The sequence below is a fragment of the Bacillus sp. JCM 19034 genome (genome assembly GCF_001310635.1).
Classification (GTDB): Bacteria; Bacillota; Bacilli; order Bacillales; family Bacillaceae_D; genus Halalkalibacter.
On the sequence record NZ_BAXR01000020.1, the window covers coordinates 42,927 to 53,735 of the forward strand.

At 37.1% G+C, this 10,809-nt stretch carries 7 protein-coding genes and 5 pseudogenes; 11 read left to right on the forward strand and 1 reads right to left on the reverse strand.

What is annotated here, in order from left to right; genetic code table 11:
• Window positions 1-131: 131 nt before the first annotated feature.
• The 6 genes and pseudogenes from queG (at window position 132) to JCM19034_RS17655 (ending at window position 4,435) form a co-directional block, all read left to right on the forward strand.
• Window positions 132-1,273 (forward strand): annotated as a pseudogene (queG, locus tag JCM19034_RS17635) (tRNA epoxyqueuosine(34) reductase QueG).
• Window positions 1,274-1,341: 68 nt separating this feature from the next.
• Window positions 1,342-1,873, forward strand: a pseudogene (locus tag JCM19034_RS17640) (methylated-DNA--[protein]-cysteine S-methyltransferase).
• Between the two features lie 171 nt (window positions 1,874-2,044).
• Complete coding sequence (locus tag JCM19034_RS24290) at window positions 2,045-2,695, forward strand: amidase domain-containing protein (RefSeq protein ID WP_269431727.1); 651 nt, start codon at window positions 2,045-2,047, stop codon at window positions 2,693-2,695.
• Window positions 2,665-2,928, forward strand: coding sequence for an amidase domain-containing protein (locus JCM19034_RS24295; RefSeq protein WP_269431728.1), 264 nt, complete (start codon window positions 2,665-2,667; stop codon window positions 2,926-2,928). Before JCM19034_RS24290 ends, JCM19034_RS24295 begins: the two co-directional genes overlap by 31 nt.
• 206 nt (window positions 2,929-3,134) lie before the next feature.
• A complete protein-coding gene (trmL, locus tag JCM19034_RS17650) occupies window positions 3,135-3,608 on the forward strand; it encodes a tRNA (uridine(34)/cytosine(34)/5-carboxymethylaminomethyluridine(34)-2'-O)-methyltransferase TrmL (RefSeq protein WP_062051845.1) in 474 nt (157 codons plus the stop codon).
• A gap of 269 nt (window positions 3,609-3,877) precedes the next feature.
• Entirely contained in the window at window positions 3,878-4,435 is a 558-nt protein-coding gene (locus JCM19034_RS17655) for a DUF5366 family protein (protein WP_062051847.1), read from the forward strand.
• A 503-nt stretch (window positions 4,436-4,938) separates the two neighbouring features.
• On the opposite strand, the pseudogene JCM19034_RS17660 reads toward JCM19034_RS17655, so the two are convergent.
• A pseudogene (locus JCM19034_RS17660) lies at window positions 4,939-6,797 on the reverse strand (transglycosylase domain-containing protein).
• 151 nt (window positions 6,798-6,948) lie between these two features.
• Between JCM19034_RS17660 and JCM19034_RS17665 the strand changes: the two are divergent.
• From JCM19034_RS17665 to yhbH, 5 genes and pseudogenes are all read left to right on the forward strand, one after another.
• A pseudogene (locus JCM19034_RS17665) lies at window positions 6,949-8,842 on the forward strand (PrkA family serine protein kinase).
• Window positions 8,843-9,047: 205 nt separating this feature from the next.
• Window positions 9,048-9,212, forward strand: coding sequence for a S26 family signal peptidase (locus JCM19034_RS25315; protein WP_370622186.1), 165 nt, complete (start codon window positions 9,048-9,050; stop codon window positions 9,210-9,212).
• Window positions 9,160-9,387: a signal peptidase I gene (lepB, locus tag JCM19034_RS25320; RefSeq protein ID WP_370622187.1), complete on the forward strand. Its 228-nt coding sequence runs from the start codon at window positions 9,160-9,162 to the stop codon at window positions 9,385-9,387. The genes JCM19034_RS25315 and lepB (JCM19034_RS25320) overlap by 53 nt, the downstream gene beginning before the upstream one ends.
• Window positions 9,388-9,410: 23 nt before the next feature.
• Window positions 9,411-9,584 (forward strand): annotated as a pseudogene (lepB, locus tag JCM19034_RS25325) (signal peptidase I); the annotation flags it as partial.
• 207 nt (window positions 9,585-9,791) lie between these two features.
• Window positions 9,792-10,809, forward strand: a 1,018-nt coding sequence (yhbH, locus tag JCM19034_RS17675; RefSeq protein ID WP_062051850.1) for a sporulation protein YhbH, incomplete at its 3' end; no start/stop codon positions are given.

Consider the following 10,809-nt stretch of genomic DNA (forward strand, 5'->3'; position numbering starts at 1 on the left):
ATTAGAATATAAATTGGCACAACCGAAAATCAGATGAGAATTAAAAATATCAAGTGAGACATTGGTTGTTCCACGAAGTTTTCTTATTGTAACATAAATGTAAAAAAAGTTAGAGAAAAGGTGGGTTGAACATGACACTCGCCCAACTAAAAAAAGATATAATTGCATATAGTAAATCAATCGGGATTGATAAAATTGGGTTTGCTTCTGCCGATCCTTTTTTACAATTAAAAGACCGTCTGCTTACACAGCAGCAATTAGGCTATCAATCTGGTTTTGAAGAATCAGATATCGATAAACGAGTTACACCAGAACTTCTGTTACCAAAAGCAAGAACGATTATTTCGATTGCGTTAGCTTACCCATCTAAAATGAAAAATCCACCGAGAAATACGAAAGAAGAACGGAGAGGGATTTTTGCCGAGCCTCTTGGGGGACAGATTATCATGATATTCTTAGAGAGCGATTGCAAAGATTAGAGGATTATATAAAAGAAAAGGCACCAGAGGCAAAAACGGTTTCAATGGTTGATACAGGAGAGTTATCGGATCGTGCAGTTGCAGAACGGGCAGGGATAGGATGGAGTGGGAAAAATTGTGCTATTATTACTCCGGAATTTGGAAGCTATGTATACTTAGGAGATTTAATTACGACTTTAATGCTTGAACCCGATACCCCACTTACGGAGCAATGTGGTTCGTGTACAAAGTGTATAGATGCTTGTCCGACAGGAGCGTTAGTACAAGGTGGACAGCTAAATTCACAAAAGTGTATTGCATATTTAACGCAAACAAAAGACTTTTTGCCAGAACAATACCGAAAAAAGATTGGAAATAGGCTTTATGGGTGTGATACCTGTCAACAAGTTTGCCCGAAGAATAAAGGAATAGACGCTCATATCCATCCTGAAATGGAGCCTGATCCAGAAATAGCAAAGCCAAAGTTGATACCATTATTAACAATGAGTAATCGAAATTTCAAAGAAAAATTTGGTCATGTTTCAGGTTCATGGAGGGGAAAGAAACCGATCCAACGCAATGCCATTATTGCATTAGCTCACTTCAAAGATAAAAAAGCATTGCCCGTTTTACAGGAGCTTGCCCAAAAAGACCCTAGACCTGTTATAAGAGGGACGGCTGCTTGGGCAATTGGCGTAATTGGGAGTAAACATGAGTTAGAGATATTAAATCGACTTAAAAATAATGAAGAAGATGAGAAAGTTCAAGAAGAAATCGATAGAGGCTTAAAAATCATTGAAAATAAGCCATTTTAATCATGCATCATGCATCTTAATAAGGTAATCTATGAATAAGATGGACAATAGGAAGGAAGGGTCGATAGATGTCAAATCAATCTACACATTACGTTGATGAGATGAATAGCCCGCTTGGCCCACTAACGTTAGTAGCATCTGAAAAAGGACTCTGTCATCTTTATTATGGCGAGATGTCCTCATGTCAAGCAAGCTTAAAGGTGTGGCTGAAAAAGCAAGGTCGCTGTGGTAATATCGTTCACTGTACTGAAACTCTTCGTCCGTATTGTACTCAATTAGAAGAATATTTTAAAGGGGAAAGGATCGCATTTGATCTCCCATTAGATTTATGTGGAACACCATTCCAAAAGAAGGTTTGGGAAGCCTTAATGCAAATTGGTTATGGCAAAACAGTTTCTTATAAGGAAATTGCAGAACGAATTGGAGCACCTCGTGCCGTTCGAGCAATTGGTGGTGCGAATAATCAAAATCCAGTGCCAATTATCATCATGTCATCGCGTTATCGGCAGTAATGGGAATATGGTCGGTTATGGCGGTGGACTAGAGAAAAAGGAGCAGCTCCTCTATTTAGAAGGGGCTATTGAAAAGATCTCTTCATAATATTCATGATAAGCACTAAAGGGATATCCCTTTAGTGCTTTCTTATGCTTCTAGCAAAGTTTTTGTCTCCGCCTCTTTTACATTTCATCTAATAAATGATTCCACTTAAATATTTCATTTTTTTAATGTAACGCAGATTAAGTGCATACGGTTATAGAAAGGGGTGGGACTATGACAAATAACGTTATTCATCATTTACACGATTATATTGAGGAACGTTGTCGCTCATTTGTAACGGGACATGAGCTTAGAGAGAAGCAGATTGACCGAGCAATACAAATGCATCTACAGCGTGGGGCTACGATAGTTCGTTCATTTGTTGAAGGCGATGTGATACGTTCAACGACTTTTGATCAGCAAGTTGTGGTTGACTATGTACAGCATGAGGAATATTTGATTAAAGTGAAGGATGGGTGCTATTTAGAGGAGAAGGAAAGTGAACGGAGAGCCAAATTCCAGCATGAAAGGTTACTTTCAGATCAAGAAATAAGTATGGAGGGCAGGATCGAGGAATTTATTGAATTTAAAGGGGAAGAATTATCAGATGAAAAAGAACAAGCAGCCCCTTATCGAGCTACGTATGATCGGAGAAAGGCTGTTCAATATGCTGAAAGATGGTGGAATGATTACAATCCTCAATATCAAAAATTTGAAAACAACTGTACGAACTTTATTTCACAATGTTTGCGAGCAGGAGGTGCAGAAATGCACGGTTTTTCTAATCGATCCAAAGGCTGGTGGTATAGTGGTAATAACTGGAGTTATAGTTGGTCGGTTGCGAACGCCTTACGTTGGTATTTGAGTGGAGCAAAACAGGTCTAAGAGGAGAAGAAAGAGAGAGGGCTGATTTATTAGAACCAGGTGATGTTATCTTTTATGATTTTAACGGAGATGGAAGATGGCAGCATTCCACGATTGTCGTTGCGAAGGATGCCAATGGTGAGCCATTAGTGAATGCACAAACAACCAATAGCCGGATGCGTTATTGGAAGTATGAGGATTCAACTGCATGGACATCGCAAATACAGTATAAATTTTTTCATATTCTTATTTAATGTTGAGAGGGGGATTAAATAGTGAAAAGCTATTGATTCCTCTTTTTACATATAGAGTTGTATGAATAGGGTTACACTACAATCTTTATAGACGGTGTACATATGCACGTAACTATTTCTGAATTATTTTTTAAACGCATTGCTGATCTTATGATATAATTAATTTCGTTTACAATATTATGATTAGAAAGAGTGAGGTGAAGCGCGTGGGGCTTCATATTGTGTTGTATCAACCTGAGATTCCAGCAAACACTGGCAATATTGCTCGAACGTGTGCAGGGACGAATACGACGTTGCATTTAATCAGACCATTAGGCTTTTCAACTGATGATAAAATGTTAAAGCGTGCTGGCTGTGATTATTGGCCAAGTGTAACAATTCGTTATTATGACTCATTGGACGAGCTATTTGCTCGGTATCCAGAAGGTGAGTTTTATTTTATTGAAACAGTTGGAAAGAGAAATTATAGTGAATTTGACTATTCAAATATAGAAAAGGATCACTTCTTTGTCTTTGGTCGAGAAACAACGGGGATCCCAAAAGAAATTATTGAACGAAATGTTGATCGCTGTTTTCGAATTCCACAGACAGAGCATATTCGTTCATTGAATTTATCGAATACAGCTGCAATCGTCATTTATGAGGCGATTCGTCAACAAGGATTTTTGAATTTAACATAAAGGCAAAAAAATCGACCAGCTCTAATGCGAGTCTGATCGATTTTTTCATGTGTTAGTTTTTGTGAGGGTTTCCTTCATAGCCTGCTGTAAACAGTGCAACAAAGAATACTACACATACTCCAAGGATAAGGATCGTTCCCATATATCATAGCCTCCTTGCGACATGATCTTATTTATTATAAATCAACTTGGCCTAGAATGAAATATGAGAAAGACAAATTCACAATCATTACATACTTATTATAATAATTAGAAATGGAGAAGCGTTTATGACAAATCGTTATATTACAAGTCATTTCCCATTAATTTCAATTGTACTTTTTAGTTTATCATTGGCGATTTATGTTCAAGGGTTAATTTTAGATGCACTAGTAGATATGGGGATTTTCAGCGGGATGTTGGAATTTATCTCAGAGAATGGCATTAAATTGACATTATTATTTTTGTTACTATTATGTTTCTTTATGATTTTCTCAGCCCTAAAATTAATTGCTGATACGACCATAGAATTATCGATGCTCTTTTTCTCCAAGGATGAGGAAGGGACAGAGTTATCGAAAGCGAGAGCTGGTTCATGGATATTCCTTGTTGCAAGTATTGCCTCATTACTTGTTGCTAATTATATTTTAATCATCGTTGCACTTATTTTACTAGCTAATTTTGTTTATTTTGTCTATTTAATTTATAAAGTAAGTGATGCTTTGTCGTTCTCAGGTCTAGTCGGTTTTATATTCTTTCAGGTTTTCTTTTGGGGTGCATTCGTTATTTCCATTGGTTATGCCCTAATTCGCCTTTATAATAGTTTTATGGCGAGTTTACCAATTTAAAAGATTTAGACAAAAGTGGATTCGGTTATCATTGTGGATGACCGGATCTATTTTTTGTTTAAAAAATCATTTCAGGCCATTTCCTACGTTTGTATTACCATTTTAATAAACCATTACTTTCGTTACATACGTTATTCAAAGTGATGACGTACATTTTTAGTAGTAACAGGAAAACCAGAAGGCAAACCGTAGGAAAAACCAGAAGATAAAACGGAAGAAAAGCTAGACGAAGAACAAATGGAAAAGGGAGATAAGCCCCTTCCAGATACTGCTAATAATCAATATCAGTGGTTGATTTTCGGAATGCTACTTCTTGTCATCGGTAGTTTGAAGATGGTTTGGAAAAGGTCTAGAATTAAACAATAGAGGATTCTTGCTTTACAAATGTAATAGACAAATCAGTACAGGAAAAGATAAATAAAAAATCCGGAAGAATCATTGCAGAATCGTTCGGATTTTTTGCTTTTACTATTTTAATAAACTATGTCATGTAAGGAAGGACATTATCTCAGACTTTCTCTCCATATATCAAGATGAGGAGAACGGTTGTTAACTTTTTCAATAGATTTGTTTTGATCATTTCCAATCCAAACCCCGGCTGTATATTGATCTGTTAATCCGACAAACCATAAATTTCGATATTCATCAGTTGTTCCAGTTTTACCACCGCGATAGGCTGCGGAAAGGTTTGCTTGTCTTCCTGTGCCACTATTAATCACTTCTTCTAGTAGTGAGCGCATTTTTTGGTTAGTCGATTGAGACCAAACACGTTCAGATTGAAGCTCCCAGCTATATAGAAGCGTTCCGTTTTCATCTTTAACAGCCCGAATGCCGTAAGAAGGTGTATATTCACCATCATTAGCAAACGTTGTATAAGCACGTGTCATTTCCAATGGAGAAACTCCATACGTTAATCCACCTAGTGCTGCACTATGGACATAATCGTCAGAAACGATTCGTGAAAAGGAAAAAGGCTCTAAATAAGAGAAGGCTGTTTCAATGCCAATTTGCTGTAATAAACGAACAGCAGGTGTATTGTATGAGTGCTTAAATGCTGTTGTCATTGAAACCTGACCATATTCACGATCTCCATAATTGTTTGGACAATAATCGTTGATACAAATTTTTGAAGCATCAACTTGGCTTGAAATCGATGAACCTGTTTCTTCAATATACGGCCCATAAACTAGTAGTGGTTCATTGCAGAGCCAGGCTGACGAAAATCTTGAAATCCACGGTGGAAATCAAACTTTTTATAGCCTTTTCCTCCACTAAGTGCGACAAGTTCATGATTGTTATGATCAATGATTGCAACTGCAGCTTGGATATCGTCTTCAGGCAAATAGCGTTGGACCGCCTTTTGGATCTGATTTTGTTTATATGGATCAAGAGCAGTTTCAATATGGACACCACTTTCTATGAGCTGTTGAACGTGGTCTTGTAATTCACTTTCAATTTTTTGGCGAGCTTCATCTGTGTCGGCCTGTGCGAGTCTCGATGAAAATCCTTCCGATGTTGATACGAGTTCAGTTAATTCGTTGTAAATATAAGTAACGTAATCAGGAAACTCATCTACACGATGACGCTGATTTAATTGAATCTTCTCATCTAATGCCTCGTCAAATTCCTTTTCAGAAATATATCCGGATTCAAGCATCTTTTGCAAAATCCATTCTTGGCGAAGGAGCGTATTATCAAAATTCTGCAGGGGATCGTAATGGCTTGGATTATTCGGAATTGCACTTAAAAAAGCCGTTTCAGCTATTGATAGATGATGGCTAGACTTATTAAAATAATAATAGCTTGCAGCTTCAATCCCATATACTCCATTGCTAAAATAGATCGAATTAATGTACAGTTCTATAATTTCTTCTTTAGTATAATGCTTCTCTAATTCGTGTGAGTATAGAATTTCGGTCATTTTCCGGTTATATGTTTGGTCATGGCTTAAAAATAGATTTCGGGCAAGCTGCTGCGTCATTGTACTTGCACCTTCTTCTATTCCTTGTTGGCGTACATTAGCTAATAACGCTCGTACCATGGCTATGGCGTCATAACCTCGATGCTCGAAAAAGCGCTGATCCTCTGTAGCGATAAAAGCATCAATAACTTCATTAGGTATTTCTTCGTAAGGTAAGTATATTCGATTTTGCTCACTGTAAAGCTCGGAGATTAAATCTCCATGCTGGTCATACATATAACTATTAGATGCTAGATCAATAGTTTGAAAATCAATTTTTTCGCCCATAATTTCTGAAAGGGTTTTGACCTCTTTCATTTCAGCTGTCGCTTCAATTAGAAAAAAGGAAAAGATGAGGCACGCCAATCCAGTAAAGATCCAACCAATTGTCATTTTTATCATTCTACTACACTCTTTTCTCATTCAGTTTCATTCTTATTTTATCACCATTTAAAAGAAATGGGGCATATTTATGTAATTATGCATGATGGTTTCTCCTATTGCATATGGTTAATTAATCTTGCTCTGACCATGAGGATGGAGGTTACGCATCATGTCAATCTTACGTAAAATTGAGCATTTCAGAGAAGAAGAGGAACATTTGAAATGGGAAGGGACGTTTGCTGAGTATTTAGAGCTATTGAAAGAGAAGCCGTGGATTGCTCAAACCGCTCACTCTCGCGTATACAACATGATTAAAGATGCTGGGGTTGAGGAGAATAACGGGAAGAAAAACTATTTATTTTTTAAAGATCAGCTATTTGGCGTTGATGAAGCACTAGAAAAGCTAGTAGAAGAATATTTCCACTCAGCTGCGAAGCGTTTAGATGTACGTAAACGAATTCTATTATTAATGGGACCAGTAAGCGGTGGGAAATCGACACTCGTAACAATGTTAAAACGAGGGCTAGAGCAGTATTCACGAACAGAAAAAGGAGCCGTTTACGCGATAAAAGGTTGTCCAATGCATGAAGACCCACTGCATTTAATACCGTCCCATCTCCGGAAAGATTTTTTTGAGGAATATGGTATTAAAATTGAAGGAAATTTATCTCCATTAAATATGATGAGACTTGAAGAAGAATATAATGGGCGAATTGAAGATGTGATGGTTGAACGAATCTTTTTTCAGAAGATAAGAGAACGGGAATTGGAACGTTCAGTCCTTCAGATCCGAAATCACAGGATATCGCTGACTTAACAGGAAGTATTGATTTCTCAACGATTGCCGAGTATGGTTCGGAATCTGATCCAAGAGCGTATCGCTTCGATGGAGAATTGAATAAAGCAAATCGTGGCATGATGGAATTTCAAGAAATGCTCAAATGTGATGAGAAATTCCTTTGGCATTTACTTTCACTTACGCAAGAAGGAACTTCAAGGCTGGGCGTTTTGCATTAATTAGTGCAGATGAATTAATTGTCGCTCATACGAATGAATCAGAGTATCGTTCATTTATTGCCAATAAGAAAAATGAAGCATTACATTCGCGAATTATTGTAATGAAGGTCCCATATAACTTAAAAGTGTCAGAGGAAGAGCGTATTTATAAAAAAATGATTCAAGAAAGTGATTTATCTCATGTTCACATCGCACCTCATGCGTTAAAGGTGGCCGCTATTTTTACGATTTTAACCCGATTGCAGCAACCAAAAAAGCAAGGCATTGATTTATTGAAGAAGATGAGACTTTATGATGGAGAAAGTGTGGAAGGCTTTAATTCCCAAGATGTAGAGGATTTAAAACAGGAATACCCAGATGAAGGAATGAGCGGAATTGACCCACGCTATGTCATTAATCGTATTTCTTCTGCGATCATTCGTAAACAGTTAACATCAATCAACGCACTTGATGTTTTACGTTCAATTAAGGAAGGATTAAACGAACACGCATCGATTACGAAAGAAGATCGAGAACGCTATAAGGATTTTATTGCTGTAGCGAGGAAAGAATATGATACGATAGCGAAAAAGGAAGTGCAAAAGGCATTTGTCTATTCATATGATGAGTCCGCTAAAACACTGATGGATAATTATTTAGACAATGTTGAAGCCTATTGTAATCAAAATAAACTACGAGACCCATTAACAGGGGAGGAAATGACTCCAGACGAGAAGTTAATGCGCTCGATTGAAGAACAGATTGGAATATCAGAAAATGCGAAAAAAGCTTTTCGTGAAGAAATCCTAATTCGTATTTCGGCTTATGCTCGGAAAGGGAAAAAGTTTGATTACAATTCACATGAACGATTACGAGAAGCGATTCAAAAGAAGCTCTTTGCAGATTTAAAGGACATCGTGAAAATAACAACATCAACGAAAACACCAGATGAATCACAATTGAAGAAAATTAATGAAGTGATCGCTCGCTTAATTGATAAGCACGGTTATAATTCCGTATCAGCAAACGAGTTGCTACGTTATGTAGGGAGTTTACTTAATAGGTAATTGAGTTTTATTTAAATGTTAGGATAATGAATAGAGGCTCTAATATTGATAAGTTTATTACTTTTCCCCATGTGACTTCATTTATTTAATGAAGTCACATGGAGATTTTTTTGTTCAAATGGAACCAACAATTTAAACTTGAACCTTGTGATGATACATTAATAGTGGTAAATTTAAGTAAAAGGTGCAGATAGGTCGGGATATGATGGTAGAGAAAAATAAAAATGAGTGGCTTGAATGGATAAAAGCGATTGTGATTGCTTTACTTATTGCTTTTTTAATACGTACATTTCTCTTTACGAGCTATGAGGTACAGGGTGAATCAATGGAACCAAACGTTTTTGATGGCGAGCGTTTTTATTGTGAATAAAGTGGGATATGATTTTTTCGAGCCAGAACGTTTTGATTTAGTTGTCTTTCATGCAACCGAAACAGATGATTATATAAAACGTGTGATTGGATTGCCAGGTGATCAAATATCATATATGAATGATACGTTGTATATTAACGGTGTAGAAATGGAGGAGCCTTTCTCGAAGGATTAAAAGGTGAGGGGCAAAAGCGTTATACACGCGATTTTATTATAGAAGAGGTTGTACCTGATCAGCATGTGTTCGTATTAGGTGATAACCGACCAAATAGTCTTGATAGTCGGCGACTCGGCTTTATTCCAATGGAAGATATTGTTGGAAAAGTTGATTTGCGTTTTTGGCCGATTACTGATGCAGGCATAGTGAAATAAATGGACAAGGACGGGTGAATAGCCTGTCCTTTTTCGTTACAGCATTTTGTCAGAATTTATTAGCAACTCTTCTTCTTGTCTGCATAAGATAGAGTAAGTTATTTTAAAAATTCGCCATGTAGGAACTAATCTTGACGTCAACAGTATATGTTAATCAATGTCAATTTGTGACTATGGAATGGAAATAATAAAAAGGGAGGGAATCACATGGAAAATAACAACCATCGTCAATTTGTTATCTCACAAGAAAATTGGTCTCTACACCAAAAAGGTTATCAAGATCAACGTAGGCATCAAGAAAAAGTACAGGAAGCCATTAAGAAAAATCTGCCTGATCTTGTGAGTGAGGAAAATATTATCATGTCAAATGGGCGTGATGTGATTCGTATTCCAATTCGGTCATTAGATGAATATAAGATTCGATATAATTACGATAAAAACAAGCATGTCGGTCAAGGGAAGGGAGATAGTAAGGTTGGAGATGTCGTTGCCCGTGATCCGAATGGTGATAACCAAAAGGGGTCTGGAAAAGGGCAAGGGGCAGGTGATCAGCCTGGTGTTGATTATTCTGAAGCAGAAGTTTCTATTATGGAGTTGGAGGAATTACTGTTTCGAGAATTAGAGCTGCCGAATTTACAGAAGAAAGAAGAAAATGAAATTGTTCTAGAAGATATTAGCTTCAACGATATACGTAAGAAAGGGTTAATGGGCAACATTGATAAACGGCGAACCATTTTATCTGCAATTAAGCGCAACGCCCTTGAAGGCCGACCAGGCATTGTTCCAATTTATAATGATGACTTACGCTTTAAAACGTGGAATGAAGTTGTGAAACCAGAATCGAAGGCCGTAGTCATTGCAATGATGGATACGAGTGGTTCAATGGGACGTTGGGAGAAATATATGGCACGAAGCTTTTTCTTTTGGATGACTCGTTTTCTCCGAACGAAATATGAAACGGTAGATATCGAGTTTATCGCCCACCATACGGAAGCAAAGGTTGTTTCAGAGGAAGATTTCTTTAATAAGGGAGAAAGCGGTGGAACGATTTGTTCATCTGCTTATCGAAAAGCATTAGAACTAATTGATACAAAATATGATCCGGTACGATACAATATTTATCCTTTTCACTTTTCTGACGGAGACAACTTAACATCCGATAATGCACGTTGTTTAAAATTAGTAAAGCAGCTGATGGAGGTTGCGAGTATGTTTGGTTATGGGG